The following is a 25,090-nucleotide window of genomic DNA, read 5'->3' as shown; positions in this document are numbered from 1 at the left end:
CTTCGGCTCTCCCGTGGTTGCCCCCGGTCCGGCGCGGGCGGCGGCACAGGGGGGTGGTGCGTGGTGGCTCAGCAGTTGGTCGGCGGCGGCATCACGACGTACGGGCTCTCGACCGAGCTGGGGGCGAAGATCCCGCCGTGCGTCTGCCCGGGGACGTACGTCGTCCCGGGCTGCCGCTCGAAGACGGTGCGGTTGCAGGCGTCGGTGATCAGCAGGTCGCCGCTGCGCCAGAGCGTCACCCGGGCGTGCGGGTACCCGGCGGTGCCGCTCTCCCAGCACAGGCCGCCGTTCGCGTTCAGCACGACCAGGTTGCCGTCGGTGCGGATGACGGCGTTGACGCCGCAGCCGACGGTGCCGGTCGCCCAGGTCGGGTACTGGCGCGAGAAGTCGTGGTCCGGCGCGTAGTAGGTGACGAGGTTGCCGTCGGACTGCATGATGAGCCGCGCCGTGCCGAACTGGCCCCGGTTGTCGATGTGCGCGCCATTGTTGGCGAGCTGTTCGCCGTCCCAGATGGTGGCGGTCGGCTGGTCGTAGGCGGCATGGGCGGTGCCCTGGGCGGTCAACACGCCCGCCGCCGCGAGGGCGAGGGCGACGGCGGCGAGAGCGCCCAGCCCCCGGGTGGTTCCTGCGGTGGTCCGGCTCAACGTATCGGTCCTTTCGGCGGTGCTGTTCACGACGGCTGGCGACACCCGTGACCTGCGGCTCCGGGCGGATGATCACGTCGCACTCGGGATTCTGCGGCGCACGGATTGACACGCGATGAACGGTGGCGTTTACGGCCCGACGGACGGCCGCGTCGCTGGCACTGGGAGCACAGCGGAAACCGGCCAGGCAGGACGGCTCACCAGCCGATCGGCCAAGTGCCCCAGCGCGCGGGGCAGGTGGCCGCAGGCAGCGGGTGGTGGCGTTTACGGCCCGGCGGACGGCCCCGGCGCGGTCGCGGGTGCACAGGGGAGACCGGCCAGGCAGGGCGGCGCACCAACGGGCTGGCCGCGTCCCGCAATACGCGCGGCAGGTGGCCGCAGGCAGCGGCCAACGCGCGGGCAGTGGCGTCTACCACCCGGCCGACAGCCCCGGCACGGACGCGGGGAGCACAGCGGAGATCGGCCGGGGAGGGCGGCGCACCAACCGGCCGGCCGCGTCCCGCAACGCGCGGGGCAGGTGGCCGCAGGCAGCGGGTGGTGGCGTTTACGGCCCGGCGGACGGCCCCGGCGCGAACGCGGGGAGCACAGCAGAGATCGGCCAGCCAGGACGGCTCACCAGCCGATCAGCGGCGTCCCGCAGCGCGCAGGGCAGGTGGCCACAGGCAGCGGGTGGTGGCGTTTACGGCCCGGCGGACGGCCCCGGCGCGGACGCGGGGAGCACAGCAGAGATCGGCCAGCCAGGACGGCTCACCAGCCGATCGGCCGCGCCCCGAAACGCCCGGGGCAGGCGGCTACAGGCAGCAGCCAACGCCCGGGCAGTGGCGTCTGCCACCCGGCCGGCGACCTCGGCACGGGCGCGGGAGCACAGCGGAGTCCGACCAGGCGGAACGACTCACCAGCCGATCGGCCGCATCCCGCAGCGCGCGGAGCGTCGCACCAACCGGCCGGCCGCATCCCAACACGCGGCGCAGCTGACCACAGGCGACGCAGCTGACCACAGGCGACGGCCAGCGCGCGGGCAGCGCGGCGTTCACCACCCGGCCGACGGCCCCGGCACGGTCGCGGGGAGCACAGCGGAGATCGGCCAGGCAGGGCGGCGCACCAGCCGATCAGCCGCGTCCCGCAGCGCGCGGGGCAGGTGGCCGCAGGCGGCGGCCAGTGCGCGGGCGGCCTCCGGCTCACGTTCGGAGCGCTCGCGGCCGATCATCCGGCCGAGCAGCTCCAGCGCCTCGTCCGGGGCCAGCGGCCCGACCGGGACCTCGATCGAACTCCCCTGCCCCGCAGGACCGTTGAGGACGATGATCGCCGCGCTCCCGGGCGTCTCGGGCAGCAGCGGCCGGATGCCCATGACGTCGGCGGCGCCGTCCAGCACGACCAGGATTCGGCGGTCGGCGAGCAGCCGGAGGTACAGGGCGCGGCGCTCGGCGAGGCTCGCCGGTACTGCCTGTTCCTCGACGCCCAGCGCGCGCAGGAAGGGCGCCAGGTAGCCGGGGGCGTCCTCCGCACCGTGCAGGTCGGCGTACAGCTGCCCGTCGGGGTGGTCGGGGCCCGCGAGGTGGGCGGCGCGGACCGCCAGTGCGCTCTTCCCGGCGCCCGGCGGGCCGGTGACCGTGACGACCTGCGACTGCGTCCGTCCCGACGTGGTCAACAGCTCGGCGATGATGGCGAGTTGGGCGAGCCTTCCGGTGAAGTCGGCCGGGTCGGGCGGCAGTTGGAAGGGCCGCAGCACCGGCCGGGCGGCCCCGGCCCTGAGCTCGGCAGAAGGCCCGGCCCCCGACAGGTCGGCTTCGCGAAGTGCCCGCAGCGCCTCCTCCCGGCGTCCGGCCAGCATCCGGCGCTCGTGGTCGGCGAAGGGGCCCGGTACGCCGTCCAGGGCCGCCGGGCCCTGCCAGAGGCCGAGCGCGGTGGTCAGCAGCTCGCGGGCGCGCTGCGGCTGCCAGTTCAGGCGGGCGGTGGCGGCGTCGGCGAGCGCGGACAGGAAGACCGTCCGGTCGATGAGTGCCGGATCGACGTCCAGGCAGTATCCCTTGCCGACGTGCCGCAGCAGGTTCCCGTCGCCGCCCAGCGCGCTGCGCAGCCGGTACATGTTGCCCGGGAGCGCCCCGGCCCGGTCGGGCGCCTCGTCCCCCTCCTCGCCCCAGACCCCGTCGATGATCTCACCGACTGTCACCGGCCGGCCGGCGTGCGCGAGGAGTACGGCGAGCACGGCCCGGTCCCGGGCCCGGTTGATGCGCAGCTCCTGGCCCGCGCGCCGGGCTTTCAGGGGGCCGAGGGTGGTGAAGTGGAGCTCCAACGCGCCCTCCCCGCAGTGATCATGTTGACGTTCCGTCATGTTATAGCTCTGCCCCGCACCGCCCCTGGGCCCGCACCCGGGAACCCAGGCCCAGCAACCCGCACCCGGCAACCCGCACCCGGGAACCCGGGCCCGGGTACGGGCCAGGGTTCGACACGGGCTCGACGGGCCCGCGTTCCCGGGATCGTCTGCGGTGGAGGCCGAAGGACGGCTTCCCGCACAGCACAGGGAGCCGACTGATGACGGAATTCAAAATCGAGGTTCTGGTCCTCCCGGTCTCGGACGTGGACCGGGCCAAGGAGTTCTACACGCGGATCGGGTTCCGCGAGGACGTCGACCACTCCGGCCCCGGCGGCTTCCGGGTCGTGCACCTCACCCCGCCCGGCTCGGCCGCCTCGCTGATCATCGGCAGTGGTGTGACCGACGCGGCGCCCGGCTCCGAGCGCGGCGTGCACCTGATCGTGGACGACATCCTCGCGGCCCGCGCCGAACTGGTGGCGGCCGGGGTCGAGGTCAGCGAGGTCTTCCACGACGCGGGCGGCGTCTTCCACCACGCGGGCACCGCCGGGCGGGTCGCCGGCCCGCACCCGCAGCGGCGCTCGTACGGTTCCTTCGCCTCGTTCGCCGACCCGGACGGCAACCTCTTCGTCCTGCAGGAGGTCACCACCCGCGGGCCCGGCCGGATCAGCCAGGTGGTGCACCGCTCCGCCGCCGAACTCGAATCGGCGCTCCGCGACGCGGCGGCCGCCCACGGCAGGTACGAGGAGGAACTCGGCCACCGGGACGCCGACTGGCCCGCGTGGTACGCCGCGCACATGGCCCGCGCGGCCGGTCTCGACAGCTGAACGGAGGAAACGGCATGGCCGAGCGGGCCGAACTCACGGCGTTCGTGACCTCCGCATCGGGCGGTGCCCTCCTGCTGCGCGGCGAGGCGGGGGCGGGCCGGAACGCGCTGCTGCAGCACGCCGCCGCGCTGGCGGAGCAGCAGGGCCGAACTGTCGTCCGGGCGGCGGGCGTCGAAGTGGAGTCCGCACTGCCCTGGGCGGGCCTGCACCAGCTGCTCCACCCGCTGCTCGCCGAGCTCGCGCGGCTGGACGACCGGACCCGGGAAACCTTCGACTCGGTGTTCGGCGGGCCCCGGAGCTGCCCGCCGAACGTCATGACACTCGGCATCGCCGTCCTCCGTCTGCTGGAGCTCGCCACCGAACAGCGGCCGCTGCTGCTGGTCCTCGACGACGGGCAGTGGCTGGACGAGTCCAGCGCCGACGTCTGCGGCTTCGTCGGCCGGCGCCTGGCGGGCCGCCCGGTGCAGCTGCTGGTCGCGGTCCGCAGCGGCCTCCCGTCCCGCTTCGACGCCGCCGCCCTGCCCGAACTGTCGCTCACCGCCCGTCCCGGCGAAGACGCGCCGGCCCCGGACGAACTGCGCGCCGCCCGGGCGGCCCGCCGCGCCTGCGCCCCGGAACCGGGTGCGCTGACCTGGCAGGAACGCCGGGTCGCCGACCTGGCGGCCGGCGGCCTGACGAACAAGCAGATAGGCGTGCGGATGCACCTGTCACCGCGCACCGTCAGCTCGCACCTGTACCGCGTGTTCCCCAAGCTGGGCGTCACCAGCCGGGCGGCACTGCGCGACGCACTGAGCCGCGCCGCCGGATGACACCTCCGCCACCGAAAGGCATCCAGACATGATCAGCAGGCGTACCTTCACCACGGCGCTCGGCCTCGGCCTGGGCGCCACCGCCCTCCCGTCCGGCGCGCACGCCGCCGCACCGGCCCCGACCGTCCCGAGCAGCACGCCGGGCACCCGCACCGGCTTCACCGACCTGAGGCGCGTCCAGGCCGGCGTGCTCGACATCGGCTACGCCGAGCTCGGGCCGCAGCACGGCCCGGTGGTCATCTGCCTGCACGGCTGGCCCTACGACATCCACAGTTTCGTCGACGTCGCCCCGCTCCTCGCGGACGCCGGCCACCGGGTGATCGTGCCGTACCTGCGCGGCCACGGCACCACCACCTTCCGGTCGCCGACCACACCCCGCAACGCGCAGCAGTCCGCGATCGCCCTCGACATCCTGGCCCTGATGGACGCCCTGAAGATCCGCCGGGCGGTCCTGGCCGGCTTCGACTGGGGCTCGCGGACCGCCGACATCATCGCCGCGCTGTGGCCGGAACGGGTCAAGGCCCTGGTGTCGGTCAGCGGCTACCTCATCACCAACGTCCCCTCGCAGCAGAACCCGCTGCCCCCGAAGGCCGAACACACCTGGTGGTACCAGTACTACTTCGCCACCGACCGCGGCCGCCTCGCCATGGAGACCCGGCAGAACCGGCACGACCTGTGCCGCCTGGTGTGGAACGAGGTCTCCCCCACCTGGGACTTCGACGACGCCACCTTCGAACGCACGGCCGCGTCCTTCGACAACCCCGACTACGCCGCCATCGTGATCCACAACTACCGCTGGCGCCTCGGCCTCGCCGACGGCGAACGCCGCTACGACCACTACGAACAGCTCCTCGCCGCCCGCCCGGAGATCACCGTCCCGACCATCACCCTGGACCCGGCCCTCGACCCGTTCCTGCCCTCCACCGACGGCAGCGCCTACCGCAGGTTCTTCACCGGCGCGTACGAACACCGCGTGCTCCCCGGCATCGGCCACAACGCCCCGCAGGAGGCCCCGGCGGCCTTCGCCCGGGCCGTGCTGGACGCCGACCGCCTGACGACGGTGCGCGGGTGACCGGCCCCGAGCAGGCCGCGGAGCTGCGCCGAATCCGGTTCGGCGCCCTCCCGCAGCGGATCCCTTTCGCGGACATGGTCGAGGAGCGGCCCGTCCCCCCGACGAACCCGGCGGCCGCCTTCGACCCCGACAGCCAGGCAGTGCGCTTCTCCTGCCTGGCCGCCGACCTGGGCCTCTGAGCCCCCCACTGACCGGCTGTCACCGTGAAGGGGTCGCTGGACGGACGCCGCCGACGGCGCATCGGAGTGGGGATCAGGCGGGGACCACCCGGTAGCTCAGCGCCGGCCGCGGCAGGTCGGACTGGGCCAGCGAGCCGGTGGCCCACGGGTTGGCGTCGGTGCAGCCCGCGCCGGAGTACAGCACCACGGACGCGGAGCCGGAGGCGACCTGGACCGACCGGGCGGGCGTCGCCAGCGTGTGGCACATGCCGAAGTCGTCGAGGTCGACCACGGTCACCGCGCCACTCCCGCCGGTGCCCAAGTAGAGGTGGGCGCCCGGCTGCAACGGGGGCCAGCCACCGGCCTGGGCCGATCCGGCACCGAGGCCGATCACGGCCGCGAGGAGGGTCGCCGCGACGGCCGAACCGCGGAGCATTGCCTTGGGTGTGAACATGTGAACCACCTTTCCGTGGGTGTGAGGGTGTTGCTGAAGGGTGCTGCTGCAGGGATCGGCCGGTACTCCGCCCGGAGCCTCCAGCCCTGCTTCTCCGGTTCGGCGATCAGCCCGATCGGCAGACCCGGAGCCGGGCCTCCGGGCCCGGAGGCCCGTCACTCGATCTCGTACATCCCGGCTCCGTCGAGGTACCGCACCGTGTTGAGGTCGCGCTGGAGCACCGCGTCCACCGGGTGCTCCAGCGTCAGGGTCGCCGGGTAGCCCCGGTCGTAGACGGTCGGGGTGATGGGGTCGCCGGGTTCGACGTGCACGGTGAGGTCGCGGAAGCTCTCCAGCTCCCGGATCCGGTCGAGTGCCCGGTAGCGGACCAGCCGCCCGGCCGCCGGGGCGACCAGTGCGGCCCAGGCGAACGCGTGGCGCCGCCGGTAGCCCCGGCCGGCCCGGGCCCGGAACCGCTCCGGGCGGGCACAGGCGTCCACGATCCACTCCAGCTGGCCCTCGCCCAGCACGTGGGCGGTGTAGTACGGGAGTCCGGACATCCGGGCGCCCGCCTCGATCAGCCGCGGGCCGTCCGGCGTCAGCTTGATCTCCAGGTGGGCGGCGCCGTGCCGGATGCCGAGCGCGTCGAGTACCTGGCGTCCGTACGCGGCGAGTTCGGCCACCGGCGGTTCGTCGGAGCGCAGCAGCACCTGGGCCACGACCAGGTCCCGTACCCCGTTGGCCGTGATCCGCTCGGTGCGCCAGGCGTCGGTCAGGTGGTGGATTCCCCCGCTGCCGACGGTGTTCAGGATGTACTCGGTGCCGACCAGGTACTCCTGGGCCACCACCTCCTCGATCGGCTCGCCGTGAACCGTTCCCCGGCTGCGGAGCCCGCGCAGCGCCGCGGCCGACTCCTCCGGCGTGTCGCAGCACGTGACGCCGTCGCCCCAGTAGCTGCGCAGCGGCTTGACCACCGCCACCCCGCCCAACTGTTGGTGCCAGGCGCGCAGTTCGCGCTCGTCCCCGGTGCGGAGCTGCCGCATGACGGGGACGCCCCGGGCCCTGAGCGTCTCGATCTGCAGGTACTTGTCGCGCCGCGCCGCGCTCAACTCCGTGCCGTTGGTGGGCAGTTGGAGCTTCTCGGAGAGCGCGTCGGCGAGTTCCACCCCGGTCTCCCGGCCCGCCAGCACCGCGAGCGGCTTCAGCGCTTCCAGCTTCGCGGCCAGGGCGTCCACCTCGCCGTCGTGCACCAGCACCTCGCTGAACCGCGAGGAATCCACCGGCTCGACCCCGAAGGGGAGTTGGGGCGTGCTCTGCACCTGGACGACCTCGCCGCCCACCGCCCCGAAGGCGTCGATGTGGCCGTAGGCCGCCCCGAACGCGTCGACCACCGCCACCCGGAACGCGGACATTCTTCTGCCTCCTACTGATCGGTCGGAACTGCCGTGAGCGAAAGAACCTCCCGGCGCAGCGCGAGCAGCCGGTGGACGGCGTTCGTGAGCACCTGCCGCACGCCGAACCCCGAGGTGCCGGAGTGATCGGCGTGCAGGATGTCGCTCTCCCCGGCCTGCGCGCCGATCGCCCGGCGGGTCAGCCCGGTCCGGTCCGGGAACGCCTCGGGCACCATGCGCCGGGTGATACCCAGGTGCACCATGCGGAAGTCCACGAATCTGTCGATGAGTTGGACCAGCCGGGCGGTCCCGGCCTGGTCGAGCACCAGCCTGCCGTCCCGTACCGCCTGCCACACGTTCACGCCCAGGCTGGAGGCGCTCCGCCACTGGGCGACGACCGGCCGGGCCCAGGACGGGAAGTAGGACATCGCCTGGTCCAGGTAGCTGCCGTAGTCCACGGTCGGGGGCTGCAGGACCAGTTCGAGCAGCTGGACGCTGGGCATGAACGCCCCGCTCGCTCCGCGCGGCCCGCCGGGGTGGCCCAGGTGGAAGTGCCGGAAGTGGCCGAACGCTTCCCCGGACAGTCTGCGGTAGCTCGCCATGTGCGAGGTGAACTCCGCGACGCAGCGCGCGGCGTCCTCCAGGGCCGCCGCCGGCTTCACGGCATCCGGCGCCGTGACCAGCGCGCGCAGGCCGTAGGCGGCCGACCTGGCCCACGGCTCGGAGAGGTAGTGGCCGAGGTAGAAGTCCCGTTCCAGGGTGCCGAGTCGGCCCTGCGAGAACACCCTGATGTCGCCGCAGCGTTCGTACTCCTCGCTGTTCACGTCGATCAGCAGCTCGTAGCTCAGGTACGGGTCCAGCGAGGGGAACCTCGCGCACTGCGCGGAGATCAGCTCCGTCAGCTCGCGGGGCGCGGCCCGCGGCCCGGCGGGAGCGAATCCACCGCGCATGAACAGCAGGTCGAGCTGCGTGACCCGGGCCGCCCGCGGGTCGTCACCGAGCGCCCCGAGACCGGCCACCATCTCCCGCTGTTTGCAGGCGAGTTGGCTGTACGTCAGGCCGCCTCGCCCGAGCTCGGCCAGGTCTCCTGGAAGGTCGTGCAGAACGTAGTCGCGAAACGGCGAGGAGGACCGGACGAGCGCACGAGGTCCGGAGTCCGCGGAACCGTTGAAGAGATCGTTGCTGTCCACTTCCACTCCTTGTCCGCAACCGGAACGGGGGCGGGCCGCCGACCCGCCCCGGCTCAGCTCAGGGCTTGACGCAGCGGAAGCTGCTCGCGGCGGTCGGGTCTCCGTAGGCGTAGCGGGAGACCATCGGGTAGCGGCACACCTCGCGGGCGAGGTTCCGGCCGTCGGCGGTGGGCAGAGTGGCGTGCAGCACGCCGGGGGCCTGCCCCCGCTCGACCCAGGCGGTCAGCGCTGCCAGGTCGTCCGCACCGTTCAGCGCGCAGTGCGCGACGCCGGGCGCCAGGAAGAGCCGGTAGAAGTCGTCGACCTTCGCGCTGCCGCCCATCCTGGCCTCGACGCGCTTGCGGTAGTCGACCGTGCCGGCGGTGGGGATCACCGGGTCGGCGTCGCCGTGCCAGGTGAGCAGCTTGCCGCCGGCGTCGCGGAACGCGGAGAGGTCCGCGTCCCGGCTGCCGATGACGGTGTCGTACTCGGCGCGGGCCTTGCGGAAGATCTCCTCGAACTGCGGGTACGTCAGGTTCGCCGAGCTGAACCCGGGCTGCTTCTGCACGAACGTGGCGACCCACTGGGCGGGGACGATGAACGGCCGGCCGGTGGTGACGCCGTCCGTGGTGGTGCTGGTGGCGAGGGGGCCGAAGTCGGCGCCGACCGGCAGTCCGTACCAGAGCCGCTTGCCGTCGCTGGAGCGCGGGCCGTCCCAGATCCGGCGGACCACGTCGGCGTCGGCGGCGCTGATCGTGTACTCCTTGCCCTCGCACACCACCTTGGTGCCGATCAGCCGGCGCGGGTCGAAGTCGCAGCGGTTCGGGTTGCTGATCAACCCGTCGGCGACGCCGTCGAACTTGTCGCAGGCCTTCAGCGCGGCCTGGTTGAACGCGTTGAACTCGCACGTGGTGGGGTACGTGTGCTGCTGGCTCATCACCACCTGCGGCCACAGCGTGGCCACCTCGAACTGGTTCCAGTTGATGGCGGGGGCGGCGGCGTTGATGCCGTCGAAGTCGGTGGGGTGGCGCTGCGCCTCCAGGTAGCCCTGGCGGCCGCCGGTGGAGCAGCCGTTGAAGTAGGAGCGGAACGCGGTGTGGCCGTACACGCCGTCGACGACCTGCTTGCCGACGACCGCCATCTCGTGGACGGAGCGCGAGGCGAAGTTCTCCAGCAGCGCGGCGTTGACCTCGCCCTCGGGGTTGAGGCCCCAACTGCTGTCCAGGCCACTGGTGTCCACGCCCGCGTCGGTGGTCGCCGCCGCGTAGCCCTGCTTGACCGCCCCGGCCACCGAGCCGATGCTCCCGGCGGCGTACGCGGCGCCGCCGACCGCCTGGAAGCGCCCGTTCCACCCGGACTCCGGCAGCCAGATCTGCAACGTGGCACGGTCGTTGGCGCCCGGGTGCGTCAGCGTGACGGTCACCTCGCAGTGCGCCGGGACGTCCTCGACCTGCCCGCCGCCCAGCGGCGGGGAACCGGGCACCTGGAACGTGCCCGCCGGCACGGCCGCGGCCGTCACCGACTCCACGGCGACACCCTCCGGGGCCGCAGGCCGCAGCGGGCCGCAGGTGAACGGGGCGGGGCCGGAGGCGGCCGGAGCCGCGCTCGCCGGCACGTTGACGGCCGCGGCCGCCGCCAGCGAGAACCCTGCTGCGGCGAGCCTCAGAAGCCGTCGGTCCATGTCTCTCTCCTCGAACTCGGGAATCGCGCGACCACTGTCACCGACCCACCGACTCGGGCACATCAGTCATCTGACGGCAGACTTCCGCGGGCCCGGGCGGCCGTGGACACCTCGGACGCCCGCTCTGCTCCTCCTGGCGGGTCACGAGGGGCGGCTGGACATCCGGTCGCTGTCGCGACCCCGCTTGACGGTCCCTCAGCGGGCGGCGAGGGCCCCGTCGAGCTCGCGACGGCTGGAGATCCCCAACTTGCCGAACACCTTCCGCAGGTGCCACTCGACCGTCCGCGGGCTGAGGAACAGCTGGGCGCCGATCTCCGCGTTGGGGTGCCCACCGGCCGCGAGACGGGCGATCCGCGCCTCCTGCGGGGTGAGTTCCGGCCCGCCGACCGTGCGCTTGCGCACCGTCTCGCCGGTGGCCAGCAGCTCGCGCCGGGCCCGTTCCGCGAACGCCTCCAGGCCCGTCCGCGCGAACTCCTCGTGCGCGGCCCGCAGTTCGTCGCGGGCCCGGGACCGCCGGTTCTGCCGGCGCAGCCACTCGCCGAACAGCAGCCGGGCCCGGGCCTCGAACACGCCGAGCCCGCCCGCGCCGAAGTGCCCGACGGCCTCGCGGTAGCGCTCCTCGGCCTGCCCGGGCTCCCCGGCCAGGGCCTCGGCGACGGCGTGCGCGCCGAGCGCCCACGGCGTGCCGGCCCGGGCCCAGTCGGCCAGCCGCTCCCGGGCCCCGGCCGCCGCGGCCGCGTCGCCGACCCGGACGGCCGCCTCGACGAGCTCCCCGCACGTCCAGTGGTGCACGGCCAGGTCCTGGTACCGCGCACCCCGCAGCGCCGCCTCCAGTGCGAGCGGGTAGCCGCCCAGGCCGTTGTGCAGCACCGCCCGTGCCCACGCCGCACTCGCGGTGAGCCGTCCGAGGCCGCGCCGCTCGCCCTCCCGTTCGGCCGCCCCGATCGCGGCCAGGGCCGGGTGTTCCCGGCCCTGGTACGCACCGAGCAGGGCCGTCACGGCCAGGCGCGTCGCCGTGCCCGCCGCGTTCTCGACGGCGCTCGCCCCGGCCAGCAGTTCGCGGGCCTCGTCGAAGCGCCCCGCGAAGCCCAGCGCGGCCGCCCGGTACGGCAGCGCCACCGCGAGCGTCGACAGCGTGCCCGTCGTCCGGGCGGAGCGCACGGCCCGGTCGGTGACGTCCAGCCAGGCCCCGAGGTCGCCCAGTTCGGCGGCGGCGTTCGCGGCCGCCCACAGCAGGGCCGGGTCCTCGGCCTCGGTGACCTCGCGCAGCGCCCGCGCCAGCAGCGGGCGGGCAGCGGCCGGCCCGTCCGTGGCCCACCCGGCCAGGGCGCGCAGCAGGGCACCGGCCGCCTCCCCGCCGGGCGGCAGTGCCCGTGCCACCTCGCTGACCCGCCGCAGCGCCGAGTCGTCCGCCCGCCCGGCCCGGACGGCCGCGCCGAACGCCGTGAGGCAGGTCTCCCGCGCGGCGGCCGGGTCGAGCCCGCCGAGCCGCTCGGCCGCCTCCAGCAGCGGCCGCACCACGCCGGGCCCCTGATCGGTCAGGTCCGACGCCTTGGCCCGCAGCCGGTGGACGCCGGCCTGCTGCAAGGGGTCCAGCGCCCCGAGTTCGGCGGCGGCGAGCAGGTCGGGCACCCGGGCCGTCAGACCGGCGGCCAGGTACGCCGACGCGGCCGCCAGCGCCCGCCGCGCCCGGCCCTTCGGGTCGGGGGTGAGCGCCGCGGCCCGCTCCAGGAACGAGGCGGCGGCGGCCCGGCCGCCGCGCGCCAGCGCCCGGTCGGCGGAGCACTCCAGCCCGTGGGCCACCTCCTCGTCCGGCCCGGGCGCGGCGTGCGCCCGGTGCCAGGCCTGCCGGTCGGGGTCGCGCCCGCCGTCGGTGGCCTCGGCCAGGGCCCGGTGCGCCGCCCGCAGCGTGGCGGCGTCCGCGCCGCGCCGGACGGCCGAGCGCACCAGCGGGTGCCGGAAGCGCACCACCGCCCCCACGGTGATCAGGTCCCCGGCGGGCGCCGCCGTTTGCGGCCCGATGCCCATCCGGCGCAGCGCGTCCCACAGCAGCGGCCCGTCGCCGACCGGTTCGACCGCGGCGACCAGCAGCAGGGCGCGGGTGTCGGCGGGCAGTGCCTCGATCCGCCGCCGGAATCCGTCCTCGACCCGGGTCGCCAGCGGCCCGGCCCCGGGTTCGCCGAAGCCGAACGCCAACTCGGCGGCCGACAGGCCCCGGGGCAACTCCAGCAGCGCCAGCGGATTCCCGCCGGTCTCGGCCACGATCCGGTCCCGCACCCGGGCATCCACCGGCCCGGGCAGCACGCTGTCGAGCAAGGTCCGCGCCTCGGCGTCGGCCAGCCCGCCCAGCAGCAGATCCGGCAGCCCGGCGAAGCCCTCGTCCCCGGCCCCGTCGGCGGCCCGCTCGGCGAACACCAGCGCCACCGACTCGGCATCCAGCCGCCGCCCGACGAACGTCAGGATCCGCTGGGACATCAGGTCCAGCCACTGCGCATCATCGACCAGACACACCAGCGGCACCTCCGCCGCCGCCTCCGCGAACAGCCCGAGCACCGCCATCCCGACCAGCAGCATCTCGGGCGCCGCCCCGCCGCTCAGCCCGAACGCGACCCGCAGCGCGTCCTGCTGCACCTGCGGCAGGCGTTCCAGCCGGTCCAGCAGCGGCGCGCACAGCCGCTGCAGCGCCGAGTACGCGAACTCCGCCTCGGCCTCCACCCCGGCCGCCCGCACCACCTGCAACTGACCTGCCAGCGCCGCCAGTTGATCCAGCAGCGCGGACTTCCCGACGCCCGCCTCCCCGCGCAGCACCAGCACCCGGCTGCGCCCGCCGCGCACCTCGCGCAACAGCCGCTCCCACTCCGCCGACTCCCGCGCCCGTCCGAGCAGTTGACGCTTCCCCAGTTCCGCCATGTCCCCTCCGGTGCAGACCCCCTCCCGGAGGAACTGCACCCATCCTACGAACCCTGCCCGGAAGCCGGGCCGGCGTCAGTGCGGCGGCTCCGGAGTGTCCACCAGCAGGTCGAACGCCAGCCCGCTCGCCCCCTCGCCCCGCCCCGCGCCGCGCTTGGCGCCGAGCCATACGCACACCCGGCCGCTGCGCCACCGCGTCCGGTGGTAGGCGACGGAGAGCCGGGTGCCGGTCTGCGGGACTTCCTCCTGGTTGACGAAGTACCCGTGCGGCGTCGCCGCGTCCAGGCCCTCGCGCAGCAGCGAGGTCCTGGGCTGGACGGGCGGCAGGACGTCCACCACGTCGGGCATCGCGGCGCGTTGCAGTTGGACGGTGCGGTTGTCACCGGGGACGTGCACGGGGATGAACGGGATCCAGTTCTCGGGGACGGAGTTCATCGCCTCGTAGGCGATCGGCGCGAGCGGCGCGTCCGGCGGGGCGGGCGGGTGCAGGCGCAGGTGGTGGGCCCGGATCTCGGCGGCGACCTCGCTGCCCCGGCGGCCCGGGCCGGTGGGGCGCGGGACGGTCAGCTCGATGCCCCAGACCAGGTCGGCGGCCTCGTCGCGGATCAGCGACACCTCCTCCAGGGCGGGGCCGTCGGCGACCTTGGGGACACTGGCGGGCAGGAGCAGGCTGGTGTCGGCGGCGGTGCCGGGGCCGGCGTCGATGGTGTCGAGGGCGTACATCGACCAGCGCTGCCAGTCCTCGTCCAGGCCGGTGCCCGCCGGGGTGATCCACCGCCGCTGCCCGAACACGTCGGTGATCGCCAGGCCCTGGATCGACGCCAGGGTGCCGACCGGCAGTTCGCACGGGAGCTGGAACCAGTTGTTGCTGTAGACCAGCGCGAACTCCAGGAAGATCAGCCGGGCCAGGTCGGTGCTGTCCGGCGACACCGCGGCGAAGTTGGTGCCGCCGTCCTCCACCGCCCACCAGCGCGGCAGCGGCATGCCCGCGTAGCGCAGCGGCGCCGGGAAGACGGTGCGGTTGATCGGCGGGAGCGGCGGTTCGGCGCCGCCCACGGGGTGGTCGGGGTCGATCGAGAAGGCGTGCCAGTCGAGTTCGCCGCCGGGGAACTCCTGCGCGGTGAGCACCTTCTCGGTGCCGTCGGGGGCGGTCCCGGCCACCGAGAAGCGGTGTTCCAGGCGGCGCGGGTCCCAACTGGCGTCGCCGTTCGGCTGGTCGATCAGGTCGTCGAACCAGGCGACCAGGCGCTTGCCGAGAGCGTCGAGGGCGGGGTAGTGCAGGTGCAGGATGTCGTTGATGCCGTCGGAGGCGTGGCCGCCGTCCTTGATGTGCCGGTAGAGCTGGTAGCCGTCCATCCGGCGTCCGGCGACGGCCTGCAGGGTGGCCCAGGTCTCCGGGTCGGACACCCGGGGCGCGTCGGTGTCGGTGGTCGGGTCGGGCAGCGCGATCGGGTACAGCCGGACGTACTGGCCGCGGAAGTCGAAGGCGATGTTGGCCAGCACCTGGTCGCGGCCCAGCAGTTTGAGCCACCGGCGGCCGATCGCCAGCCTCAGGTCGAAGGCGATCCGGTCGCTTCCGGCCGCGAACGCGGGTGGGCGCCGCTCGGCGAGCGCCTCCAGCGGCCGGTCCGGCGGCAGCGGCTCGGCGGCGCCGCCGGCGGGGCGGAAGCGGCTGGGCCGGGCGCCGGCGATCGAGTAGGTCGCGGTGACGGGTGAGCCGCCGTCGGTGGCGCGGAACTCGCCGAGCTGCCACTGCCGGGTCAACAGCCAGAGCGGGTCGCGTACTTCGGCCCGCAGCGCCCGCTGGAAGTCGGTGGTGCGCGGCCGTCCCTCCAGCCGGTTCCACACCCCGACGGCCGGGTTCGACCGTCCGGCGAGCGCCTTGGGCAGGTCGGCGATACGGGGCTCAGGCATGGGCGGCCTTCCAGCGCTGGTTGGCGGTCGCGAGGTCGGTGGAGATGGTGATCGGCTGCCGGGTCGCGGACATCACGGTGGCGGGCAGCAGTTGGGCGTAGGCGGTGTTGTCGAGGTGCTCGGGTTCGACGCCCCGGGCTTTCGCCAGGTCGAGGGTCTCGCCGATCGCGGCGATCAGGTCGTCGGTGTTCCAGGTGCCGGTGCGCACCGGCGGCACGACCAGCAGCATGGCCTGCGGCGGCTGGGAGTCCGGCCCGTCGTAGTGCAGCGCGATCCCGGTGGTCTCGCGGTCGGCGGGAATCACCTCCGTCCATTCGTCGAACAGCAGGCCGACCTGGGTGCTGGAGGGGATCGGCGGGGCGGGCGCGTAGTGGGCGGTGAACAGCACCTTGTCCTCGGTGATGGCCGCGCCGGAGGCGAACTCCATGGCCAGCCAGTGGTCGTTCGGCCGGTAGGGCAGCTGGATCGGCGTCAGTTGCGGTTCGGCGGACTGGAGCAGGTTGCCGAGCAGGCCGCCGGGCCCGCGCAGGGCGTCGCTCAGCAGGACGGCCTGCTCCCACAGCCGGGGCTTGTCGCGGACCCGGGCGATGCCGTGCGCCCAGTCGTCGATCGGGAAGTCCCGTCCGAACGGGGGCTGGGTGAGGTGCTGGACGAGCGTGCCGCTGTCGGCGAGGGCGTTCTTCCAGTCGGCGGCGAGCTGCGGGCCGGGCGTGAACTCCGGTACGGCGAGGACGTCCTGGCCGATCAGCGCCTTGAGCGCCTCGGTCGCGGCGGCGACCTGGTCCGGCCCGGTGACGGCCGCGTCGTACGCGGCGAGCGCCCGGTCCGCGCCCGCGAGCCGGGCGAGGACCTCGGTGTGCAGCGCGCCCGCCCGGTCCAGCAGGTCGCGGCAGAACAGCACCACCCGGTCCTGGAACGGCTGGAGGCTGAGGTCGGTCGGGTCGAAGGCGGTCAGCGGGAGCTTGCCGGCGACTTCGGCGAGCAGGCCGCTGAGCGTGGTGCGGACGGTCCTGGCCTCGGCCCGGAGCGAGGCCAGCTTGTTGGCGAAGGCCTGCCGCCGTCCGGTGATGATCCCGCGCAGGACGGCGGGCAGCGCGGGCAGCGGCGTGGTGGGCGTGGTGGCGATCAGCCGTTCCGCCTGTTGCAGCAGCCGGAACCGCTCGGCGGCGGACGTGGGAGGCGGCAGCGCGTCGTAGGCGGCGAGCAGCGCGTCCGCCCGGGCCAGGGCCCTGGTCATCCGGTCCGCGGCGTCGGCCACGGCGGCCAGCACCTCGGTGAAGACGCCGCGCCGCCACATGGCGAGTTCGCCCCAGCCGCTGCGGACCATGCCGAACCCGGCGGCGGTGGTGACCAGGTTGGCGTACCCGGTGAGCAGGGTGTCGACGGTGGCGAGGATCTGCTCGCGCTGCGGCGGGGCGCCCGCCGGGTAGAGCGGTGCCAGCGTGGCGAGGTAGCTCTCGACGTCCGTGCGCAGCACGTCGAGGGAGGCCCGGACGGCGGCGGGGCGTTCGCGGGGCAGCGAGACGGCCTCGTCGGCGGCCCGGTCGGCGGGGGCCGGTCCGGCGGCGGGCATCAGGTCGGTGGGGCGCAGCGGCCGGGCGGTGGTCAGCAGCGGACGCAGCACGCCGATCAGCGGGGCGAGTTCGAAGAAGGTGAGCTTCCCGGCGACCCGGTCGGTGTAGTGGATGGTCAGTGCGGCGTCGGGCCGCGGGTTGTCGAGGGCGATGACGGCGCCGGTGATCCGGTCGTCGAGGTCGGTCATGGCGCTGTCGCCCGCCGGGCGCACCGCCCAGAGCAGGTCGATGGGTTGCAGGTGGAGGTCGAACTGGCTGAGGGTGCGGCTGCGGGGCTGTCCGGTGATCGGGTCGGTCCAGGTGACTCGGGCGACGACGCCGGTGGCGGGCGGCAGCAGTGCGGGCAGCCAGGCGTTGACGGCGGGTTCGGCCTGGGCGCGCGGGGTGTTGTGGGACAGCGGCGGCGCGCCGGTGTCGGGTTTGAGGCCGGGAGTGAGGCGCAGGCCGAACCGGTGGGTGAGGGTGGTGCCGCTGCGGGGGGTGGTGACCACGGCGGGTTCCGGCGGCAGTCCTTCCTTGGCGTACGCGTCGAGGGTGGCGGAGGCGCGTTCGGGGTTGCCGAGCAGTGCCTGGTGGGTGCTTTCGGCGATCGCGAGGTCGGAGAGCGCGTCGTGGACGTCGAGCAGGTCCTGGACGGAGCGGTCGACGACGGCCTGCTGGGTGGCGTCCACGGCGGGCAGGCCGTCCAGGCCGAAGGGGTAGGTCTGCGGTGCGTCGCCCCTGGTGAGCAGGCGGACCAGGGCGAGGCCGTCGATGACGTTGTGGGCTTCGATCTGGCCGATCGCGAGGGGTGTGGCCGGGTCGGGCCGGTCGGCCTGGCCGGGGACGGTGTCGGCGATCCGCCCGGCCCGCAGCGGGAACTCGAGGCGCAGCGCGGAGATCAGGAAGTCGACCTCGGCCTGTTCGTGGGCGTCGTGCAGGGCGCGTTCCAGCCGGTAGCCGAGCAGGGCGCCCAGGGACTGCCCCTGGCGCATGCCGTCCAGCAGGCCGAGGGCGATCCGGACCCGCCCGGAGCTGAGGTTCACGGCGAACGAGCCGGGGTTCTGCGGTGAGCCGTTGGCGAGGTAGCCGGCCCGCAGGACGGCGGCGGTGCGGGCGTGGCCGGGTGACGGGGCGTGCAGGTGGCCGCCGTTCCTGGCGTCGTGCAGCAGCGGCCCGCTGCCCTGGAAGACCTGGGCGAGCGGCCCGGTCAGGGTGATCTCGGTGAGGGTGCTGGTGTCGCGGCGGCGGACGTCCTCCAGCCAGCCGTAGACGCCCAGGTGGAGGCCGCGGGTGGCGGGGGCGGTGCCGTCGGGGCCGTAGCGCAGTTGGGCGAGGCGCTCGTTGGCGAGGCCGAGGCGCCAGGCGTCGAGCCGGTAGGTGGCGCAGTCCAGGTGTTCGGCCAGGACGCGTTCCAGCCGGGCGGTGGGCAGGGTGGTCAGCAGGTCGAGCGCGGCGGCCTGTTCGGCGAGGCGGGCGGTGGCGGGGGCGGTGCCGAGGATGCGGGGGATGTGGTCGACGACCAGGCGGGTGGGGTCTCCGGTGATCTCCGGTGCGGGCGAGTAGAGCCGCCGGAACCGGCTCTCGCTGGGCAGGCTCTGGCCGGGCGCCGGGATCCTGACGTGGATGAACGCCGGGTCGGCGGCGGCCTGTTCGGCGGGGCCGGCGATACCGGCGGCGATGGCGAGTTCGGTGGCGGCGTCGGCCCAGCCGAGCAGCAGCGCGTGGCGGGCCAGCAGGTACAGCAGCGCGGACGGCAGGTCGTCGTCGGGGAAGCCGGCCTCGGTGCGGATGGTCTCCAGGTCGGTGCGGGCGTGCGCGGCCAGCCACTGGAGGTAGTTGGCGCCGTCGGCGGTGTAGGGCCGGATCGGGTCGGTCTCGGAGAGCGGCCGGTCGTCGACGGGCGGGGCGAGCAGCGGGTGCTGGGTGTCGGCGAACAGGCGGCGGGTCAGGTCGGGGTCCTGGGCGTTGCCGGTGTCGGGGTGGCCGAAGCGGGTCAGCAGGGCGCGGATCGGGCCGGGCTGGTTGAGCCGTTCCAGGGCGGGCAGGACGGTCGAGCCGAGGGCGCCGAGGTTCTCCCGGTTGAAGACGTCCTCGACGCTCAGCGCGTACCGCTGGTAGTACTCGGCGGAGGTGGGGTGCGCGGCGAGGATGTCCAGCAGGTGCTGGTGGGCGTCGGCGCCCTGGGCGCCGAGATGGGCGACCTTGCCGGTGGCGGCCTGCCAGTCGGCGGCGGCGGCCTGGAGCACGGTGTACAGGCCGCGGCGGTGGGGCGCGACGGGGTCGGTGTCCGGCCAGGCGAGCCGGGAGAACGCGGTGGTGGGCAGGATCCCGTAGGGCTGCCGGCCGATCTGCACGGCGGGGAGGGGGCCGCGGCCGGAGACGTGGCCGAGGAAGTACTGCCGGGTCTGTTCGACGGCGGCGCGGCCGAACACCGGGTGCAGCACGGTCTGCAGGTGGTTGCCCCAGGTCGCGGGCCACAGGGCGGTGTCGGCGGCGCGGGCGTCGCGCTGGTCGGTGGTGTCGGCGCCCGCCATTCCGGCGAGGTCGGCGGGGTCGAGGCCGAGCAGTTCGGCGAACCACTGGCCGTCGGTGCGGGTGGTCCAGTCCGCCCCGGCGGGGGCGGCGCGCAGCCCGGTGGCGGAGCGCAGCCCGGCGTCGGCCTGCTGGGTGGGGTCCACGCCGGCGGGTGCCTGGGCGCTGTTGTTGGTGGGGGTGCCCTGGGGCAGCAGGCCGAGCCCGGCGGGGCTGCGGAGTTGCCGGGTGAGCCGGTCGGTCAGGTCGGCGGCGGACTGCTCCGGGGTGGACTGGGCGCGCAGGCCCAGCACCACCAGCCGGTCGAGGCCGCCGGCCAGGTCGGCGGTCAGCGGGATCCGGAAGCCCATGCCGTCGGTGACGGCCCGGTCGAAGTCGGTCAGCCAGCGCAGTGCGTCGGGGACGGTCAGCACGCCGGTGGTCTCGTCGGCCTTCAGCGGGTCGGTGGAGCCCGGGTCGGGGCTGACCGCGAGGCTCGCCGGGACGGGGTTGCCGACCAGGTCGAGCACCTTGGTGCCGCCGGCCCAGCCGAGCAGCCGCAGCCGGTCGGGCAGCAGGCCGGCCGTGGCGGCGACCGTCCAGGACTGCGGGGCGATGCCGGTGTCCGGCGGCCGGGGCACCACGGGGAAGGCCACCAGGACGGCGTCACCGCTCTCCAGCGGGGCGGCCTCGATCCCGGCGGGCCGGCGGGCGCGGATCACCGCCGCCCTGGCCTGGCCGACTGCGGCGAGCAGCGCGGTGTCGGCGGCCCGCAGTTTCAGGCGGTCGCCGTGGGCGCGCCAGACCGCCGTCCAGTAGTCGACCGTCGGCTGCCGGTCGGCGGCGGGCAGCGCGGTGGTGGTGAGGACGACGAGGACGGTGGTGCCGGCGGGGACGGGCATCGGCCGGTCGCCGGGGTTGGCCGGCCGGTGGTTGCTCAGCAGCCAGGTGGCCCGCCCGGGGGCGATCCGGCCGACCAGTTCGTGCCAGGCCGCGCGGTCGCCGACGGGGTTGCCGCCGGTGCGCCACAGCGCCGTCCAGTAGGCGTCGAGCGCGCCGAGTTCTGCCTCGGTGGGCCGGGGTTCGAAGGTGTCGACGGACCAGTCGTCGGGGAAGACGCGCACCAGCAGTTCGGTGGCGGTGAACGTGGTCTCGATCCGTACCGGGCCGAGCAGGACGGGGAAGTCGTCACTCAGGGCGTTGTCGGCCATACCGGGAGCATCTCCTGTGCGTGAATGGCGACCATGATCGGCGCCCGGAAGAGGATGTAGGCGATGTCGGCCGAGCTCAGCCGCGAGTACCACAGCGGCAGTGCCGCGTCCTCGGTGTGCTGCTGCTTGGTGTCCGGGTCCTCCTCGGCGGGGTCGAGGGGTGCCAGCGGGACGTGCGTGGTGTCGGTGAACTCGACGAAGCCGAGCTGGTCCGGGTCCACGTGCTGCCAGCCGAGGTCGTTCCACAGCTCGACCGGCGGCGGCGGGCCGGGCTCGGGTTCGTTGAGGCCGAAGCGGGGTTCGCCGGGGCGTTCCTTGATGACGAAGAACCAGCCGGGGTCGCCGGGCGGGTTGCCGCGCGCCTCGGCGGCGTCCAGGTCGAAGCCCAGCAGGTAGATGTCGGGTTCGACCTTGGCCTCGTAGAGCGGCAGCCGGACCAGGTCGGGCGTCGGGTGGTCCTCGTCGGGCAGCGGCGCGGGGATGCGTTCCCCGGTGGTGATCGGGTTTCCGGCGTCGTCCAGCGGCCAGGCCGCCCGGTGCGCGTACACGGCGGTGTTCGGGTACTTCTTCAGCAGTTCGCCGCGGATCACCAGCACCAGGTCGTCCTTCTGCGCGGTGCCGGGCAGCTGCCGGTTGTCGTTCTCGCCGAGCAGCGCGGCGGGGCCCCAGCGGTGGATCGGCTTGATGTCGTAGAGCCGCTCGCGGCGCTGCTCGGGGCTCTCGCCGGGCGGGGAGAGCGCGGCGCGCGGGTCCCAGAACTGGCGGAACGGGGTGCCGCGCTGGTCGGTCGGGTACTCGCGCCACAGCATCAGCCGGGCCATCTCGTGGTTGAGGCCGACCAGGAAGGACTCGATGAAGCGGCGGTTGTTGGCCAGCAGGGTGATCGAGTTCGCCGGGATCAGGCCGAGGTTGGGCGCGAACACGTCCGTCGACAGGTCGAGCAGCGACCGGTACATCGGCAGGTCGATCACCGGGTAGGCCATCGCCTCGATGAACTCCTCGGCGAACGGACGCAGCCGCTCGGGCACGTCCACCGAGCCGAGCAGGCAGCGGGGGACGGTGGTGTCCGCACGCAGCCCCTGCAGCACCGTGTCCGTCGTCCCGGCGACACCGAGCGGTTCCCGGGCGGGGGCCTGCCCGACGGCGGTGGCCGCGTCCCAGCCCTGGTAGAGCTCGGTCAGCGCGTCCTTGAACCGCTGTGCCTCGGGGCTGTCGATGGTGCCGCCGGTGGTCGGCGGGACGGGGTCGCCGAGGTCCTTGAGGACGAAGTCCGGGCTGTGCGGCAGCGCGCCGACCGGGTCCGCCGCCGCCAACAGGCCGACGCCGGGGTGCAGTTCGTGGTCGAGCTGGTCCGGGGTGACCAGGGCGGCCGGTTTGACCTTGGGCGCGGCGGCGGTGACGGCGCCGGTGTCGGCGTCCATCCGGGGCAGCAGCGCCTCGGGGGGCTGGTCGGGCGGGAAGGTCAACGAGCGCATCAGCCGGGCGCCGGGGCGGGTGAGGCGCCGCATCGTCGCGGACAGCGGCGCGGCCGCGACCCGGCTGGCCGCCACCTGGAAGCCGACGGCCAGCTGCTCGGCGCCGGGGTCCGCCCCCGCGAGCAGGGCCGGCCCGGGCCCGGGGGTGGTGACGCGGGGGTGCGCGGGCGCGGTCAGGGTCAGGTACTTGCCGGTGGGCGGCGGCGCCACCGCACCGGCCGGGGCGGCGGGCGGGGACAGGTGCTTGACCTGGAGCCGGTGCCCGACCTCGCGGGCCAGCTGGGCGGCGCGGATCTTCGCGTTGGCCGCCAGGACGTCGCCGATCTGGGCCCACGCGGCGTCCATGAACTCGTCCTGCCGCGCCTGGACGACCTTGGTGCCGAAGTTCGCGGCGACCCGGTGGCGCGGGTCGAGGTTGAGCCGGTGCACCCAGTTGCGGTTGGCGGGCGAGGGCAGCGGCTGCCCGGCGCCGTCGATCAGCAGGTGGTTGGTGAGCGCGTGCCAGCGGCCGTACAGCGGCGGGGTGATCACCGGATCGACGCCCGCCGACAGCGACCGGGCCTGGTCGGCGGGCAGCGCGGCGTGCACGGCCGCCGGGGTGGCGGACTGGTACGCCTCGGCCAGGTTGACCAGCTTCGCCAGCGCCTGCTCGAAGGGGTGCGGGTACGGCGCGGCGGGCGGCGGCTTGTCGTACCAGTTGTCCCAGTTCTCCCAGTCGTCGATGGGCTGCTCGGGCACCTGGAGGGCGCCGCCGAGCTTCAGCACCCCGCCGATCGCGGCCGGCGTGGTGATCGGCGGCAGGCCCGGCCCGGCCGAGCGGTGCACGTCCAGGTCGCGGCGGCCGACCGCGGGGTCGGGGCGGCGCGGCTTCAGCAGCCGGACCAGGTACTCGAAGTCACCGGTGGCACCGGTGGTGAACGACCAGCGCAGGTAGTAGGGCAGCTGGCCCTCGCCCTTGCGGTCGGGGTAGTGCGGGCCCCAGCTGGAGTACAGCGCGCCCGGTGCCTGCCCCGGATCGAAGCCGAGCCCGGCGAGCCGCCCGGTCTCGAACGCGGGCACCAGGAACGCCTCGTACGCCCGGTCGTGCTGAAGGTGGCGCGGGCAGACCAGCCGCGAGCAGGCCCGGTCCGGGTCGGTGCGCAGGATCCCGGCGAGCGCCCCGAGCACCGGGTCGCCGGGCCCGGTGAGCTCCCGGGCCACCGCGTCGTCCAACGAGCCGTTGACGTGCACGTGCGCCCAGGCACCGAGCTGGTCGGGCGGCGGGAGGGCGTTCGGGTCCTTGACGGTGACGAACGGCAGCGGGGTGCCGCCCCCGCCCTCCTCGAACTCGGCGGGCGCGCCCGTCGCGTCGGTCCGGGCAGCGAGCACGACGAGCGCCAGCCAGGGCGCGAGGCGGTCGGTGGAGCCGTCGGCCACCGCGGGGCTGTAGCGCCAGGGGAAGTCCTCGTCGTAGAACTCGATGTGCGCGAGGTAGTTGGGCTCGATGTTGGTGGTGCCCGGCAGCGGCTCCCGCCGGGAGACCGCCCGGGCCTCGACACCGACCACGTCACCGGGCCCGTAGAGCTGCACCGCCCGCTCGACGCTCCGACCGAGCGGGGTGCCGTCCAGCGCCTCGCCGCTCAGCAGCAGCTTGACGGGGATGGTGGCGCGGGCGGCGGCGCCCGGGTCCTGGGTGATCCGGGTGGACAGGCCGGAACGCAGCCACGGCAGGAACGAGTAACCGTTCGCGGTCATGCGCCGCTCCCCTGGAACAGCTCGGTGGCGGCGGTGAGTTCGGTGGCCGTCGGATCGGCGGCGGCCAGTCCGGAACGGGCGGCGCCGCCCGCGACGAGCACCCGCTTGTCGGGCAGAACCGCCGCGGCGAACCCCCACCGGCCGGTGAGCAGGCCCGGTTGGGCCGTCCAGCTGTCGGTGGCCGCGTCGTACTGGACGACGCTGCGGTACCCGGCCTCGTCCGCCTCGCTGCCGGTCCCGCCGACCACCAGCACGGTGCCGGTGCCGACGGCGACGGCGCGGTGCTGGGCGCGTCCGGCGGGCATGTCCTTGGCGGCCGTCCAACTGCCGGTGGTGAGGTCGTACTTCTCCGCCGTCCGCCGGCTGACCGGGTCGAAGGTGCCGTCGTCCCCGGCCCCCGGAGCGCGGCCGCCGGTCACCAGCACCGTGGTGTCGGACAGCGCGGTGGCCTGGTGCAGCGCGCGCGGACGCAGCAGGCTGCCGGTCGGACTCCAGGTGCCCGTGGCCGGGTCGTACAACTCGCAGAAGGCGAGCGCCGGATCCTGGCCCGTCCCGACGGCGGCGGCGCCACCGACCACCAGCACCTTGCCGTCCTTGAGCACCACCGCGACATGCCCGGACCGGGCGTCCGTGAGCTCCCCGGCCGCCGTCCAGCTCCCCGCCACCGGGTCGTACAGCTCTGCGGACCGCAGCGCCTTGGTGGTGCTCCCGGACCGCACGGCGCTCCCCCCGGCAACCAGCACCTTGCCACTCGGCAGCAGCACCGCGCTGTGCCCCCAGCGGGCCTGGCTCATGCTGCCGACCGGGCTCCAGGTGTCGGCCGCCGGGTCGTACACCTCGGCCGTGGCCAGCCCCGGCGCGGTGGAACCGCCGATACCGCCGCACACCAGCACCTTGCCGTCGGCCAACGCGACCACGGCGTGCAGCCGCCGGGGCGAGGGCTGGGTGGCGGTCGCCGTCCAGGTGTCGGCGGCCGGGTCGTAGGCGACGGCCCGCCCGAGAGCGGCGCCACCGGAATCGGTGCCGCCCACCACCAGGACCTTCGAGGTCCCCTTGAGCACGACCGGCCCGTCGTGCTGCCCGTACCAGGCCGTGGCCCCGGTCAGATCATGGGCGGCGGTCCACTTCGCTGCGGCCGGCGCGATGGTGCTGATCATGGGAGTCGAACCTTCCGTCATGGGGACTTGCGAGTTCACCGGGGAGCGAGCCGGACCGGTCATGGTGGAAGAACCTCCGCCGCGGCGAGACGTAGCCGGCAAGCACCGGAACCCTCCGGCACCGGGC

At 74.7% G+C, this 25,090-nt stretch carries 15 protein-coding genes; 4 read left to right on the top strand and 11 right to left on the bottom strand.

The annotated features are described in order from the left end of the window. Nucleotides 1–68: 68 nt before the first annotated feature. Nucleotides 69–644, bottom strand: coding sequence for a hypothetical protein (locus tag ACZ6R9_RS14400; RefSeq protein WP_380478122.1), 576 nt, complete (start codon nucleotides 642–644; stop codon nucleotides 69–71). 1,030 nt (nucleotides 645–1,674) lie between these two features. Continuing rightward, nucleotides 1,675–2,937, bottom strand: a complete 1,263-nt coding sequence (locus tag ACZ6R9_RS14395; RefSeq protein ID WP_465538391.1) for an AfsR/SARP family transcriptional regulator — start codon at nucleotides 2,935–2,937, stop codon at nucleotides 1,675–1,677. Nucleotides 2,938–3,176: 239 nt separating this feature from the next. On the opposite strand from ACZ6R9_RS14395, the gene ACZ6R9_RS14390 reads away from it, so the two are divergent. The 4 genes from ACZ6R9_RS14390 to ACZ6R9_RS14375 are packed head-to-tail and all read left to right on the top strand — an operon-like array spanning nucleotide 3,177 to nucleotide 5,842. Beyond that, nucleotides 3,177–3,782, top strand: a complete 606-nt coding sequence (locus tag ACZ6R9_RS14390) for a VOC family protein (protein ID WP_465538390.1) — start codon at nucleotides 3,177–3,179, stop codon at nucleotides 3,780–3,782. A 14-nt stretch (nucleotides 3,783–3,796) separates the two neighbouring features. After that, nucleotides 3,797–4,591 (top strand): helix-turn-helix transcriptional regulator, encoded by a 795-nt coding sequence (locus tag ACZ6R9_RS14385; RefSeq protein ID WP_465538389.1) that lies wholly within the window; start codon nucleotides 3,797–3,799, stop codon nucleotides 4,589–4,591. 28 nt (nucleotides 4,592–4,619) lie between these two features. Then, a complete protein-coding gene (locus ACZ6R9_RS14380; RefSeq protein WP_465538388.1) occupies nucleotides 4,620–5,663 on the top strand; it encodes an alpha/beta fold hydrolase in 1,044 nt (347 codons plus the stop codon). After that, nucleotides 5,660–5,842 carry a hypothetical protein gene (locus tag ACZ6R9_RS14375; protein ID WP_380478127.1) on the top strand — a complete coding sequence of 61 codons (183 nt, stop codon included), beginning with the start codon at nucleotides 5,660–5,662 and terminating at the stop codon, nucleotides 5,840–5,842. The genes ACZ6R9_RS14380 and ACZ6R9_RS14375 overlap by 4 nt, the downstream gene beginning before the upstream one ends. 73 nt (nucleotides 5,843–5,915) lie before the next feature. On the opposite strand, the gene ACZ6R9_RS14370 is transcribed toward ACZ6R9_RS14375, so the two are convergent. The 9 genes from ACZ6R9_RS14370 to ACZ6R9_RS14330 form a co-directional block, all read right to left on the bottom strand. Continuing rightward, nucleotides 5,916–6,275: a hypothetical protein gene (locus tag ACZ6R9_RS14370; protein WP_465538387.1), complete on the bottom strand. Its 360-nt coding sequence runs from the start codon at nucleotides 6,273–6,275 to the stop codon at nucleotides 5,916–5,918. Nucleotides 6,276–6,430: 155 nt separating this feature from the next. Continuing rightward, nucleotides 6,431–7,666 (bottom strand): biotin carboxylase, encoded by a 1,236-nt coding sequence (locus ACZ6R9_RS14365; protein WP_380478129.1) that lies wholly within the window; start codon nucleotides 7,664–7,666, stop codon nucleotides 6,431–6,433. A gap of 11 nt (nucleotides 7,667–7,677) precedes the next feature. After that, complete coding sequence (locus tag ACZ6R9_RS14360) at nucleotides 7,678–8,835, bottom strand: hypothetical protein (protein WP_380478130.1); 1,158 nt, start codon at nucleotides 8,833–8,835, stop codon at nucleotides 7,678–7,680. A gap of 58 nt (nucleotides 8,836–8,893) precedes the next feature. Then, a complete protein-coding gene (locus ACZ6R9_RS14355; RefSeq protein ID WP_465538386.1) occupies nucleotides 8,894–10,495 on the bottom strand; it encodes a tannase/feruloyl esterase family alpha/beta hydrolase in 1,602 nt (533 codons plus the stop codon). A 195-nt stretch (nucleotides 10,496–10,690) separates the two neighbouring features. Further along, the gene (locus tag ACZ6R9_RS14350) at nucleotides 10,691–13,405 is read right to left on the bottom strand and encodes an AAA family ATPase (protein WP_465538385.1); all 2,715 of its coding nucleotides are present in this window, start codon (nucleotides 13,403–13,405) and stop codon (nucleotides 10,691–10,693) included. Nucleotides 13,406–13,480: 75 nt separating this feature from the next. Then, nucleotides 13,481–15,319, bottom strand: coding sequence for a hypothetical protein (locus ACZ6R9_RS14345; protein ID WP_465538384.1), 1,839 nt, complete (start codon nucleotides 15,317–15,319; stop codon nucleotides 13,481–13,483). Next, nucleotides 15,312–20,597, bottom strand: coding sequence for a hypothetical protein (locus tag ACZ6R9_RS14340; RefSeq protein ID WP_465538383.1), 5,286 nt, complete (start codon nucleotides 20,595–20,597; stop codon nucleotides 15,312–15,314). Before ACZ6R9_RS14340 ends, ACZ6R9_RS14345 begins: the two co-directional genes overlap by 8 nt. Continuing rightward, entirely contained in the window at nucleotides 20,579–23,806 is a 3,228-nt protein-coding gene (locus ACZ6R9_RS14335) for a hypothetical protein (RefSeq protein ID WP_465538382.1), read from the bottom strand. The genes ACZ6R9_RS14340 and ACZ6R9_RS14335 overlap by 19 nt, the downstream gene beginning before the upstream one ends. Continuing rightward, the gene (locus tag ACZ6R9_RS14330; protein WP_465538381.1) at nucleotides 23,803–24,963 is read right to left on the bottom strand and encodes a Kelch repeat-containing protein; all 1,161 of its coding nucleotides are present in this window, start codon (nucleotides 24,961–24,963) and stop codon (nucleotides 23,803–23,805) included. The genes ACZ6R9_RS14335 and ACZ6R9_RS14330 overlap by 4 nt, the downstream gene beginning before the upstream one ends. Between the last annotated feature and the right edge of the window lie 127 nt (nucleotides 24,964–25,090).

Source organism: Kitasatospora sp. NPDC048662 (genome assembly GCF_055587065.1).
This window is presented reverse-complemented; position numbering and strand designations above follow the sequence as displayed.